This is a genomic window from Massilia sp. CCM 8734 (assembly GCF_011682155.1).
Classification (GTDB): domain Bacteria; phylum Pseudomonadota; class Gammaproteobacteria; order Burkholderiales; family Burkholderiaceae_D; genus Telluria_A; species Telluria_A rubra.
Genome location: NZ_WHJI01000237.1, coordinates 1 through 332, shown reverse-complemented (window position 1 = coordinate 332; position 332 = coordinate 1). Strand labels below are relative to the sequence as shown.

Below are 332 nucleotides of genomic sequence, written 5' to 3'. Positions count from 1 at the left end.
GTTGCTTTGTTTTGATACATACAATCACTACCCATCGAACCGTCTGTCGACGATTCGATTAAAACTTTACTTCTTCCAGATTGTTAAAGAACGAAACAGCTTTTAATCCCTGAAAGATCAAACCTAAGCATTGGTGCTTACGTTTGCGCTTTCAAGCGCTGTTCTTCTTGATTGACAGTCGATAAGTGTGGACGCTTAATAAATTGGCTCTATAGCCTGGTGCAACTCTAGAAAGGAGGTGATCCAGCCGCACCTTCCGATACGGCTACCTTGTTACGACTTCACCCCAGTCACGAATCCTACCGTGGTAAGCGCCCCCCTTACGGTTAAGC

The 332-nt window shown here is 45.2% G+C and carries 1 rRNA gene; it reads right to left on the bottom strand.

The features are described 5' to 3' along the window. Positions 1-231 precede the first annotated feature (231 nt). Positions 232-332: ribosomal RNA gene (locus tag F2P46_RS36400) — 16S ribosomal RNA — on the bottom strand; the annotation flags it as partial.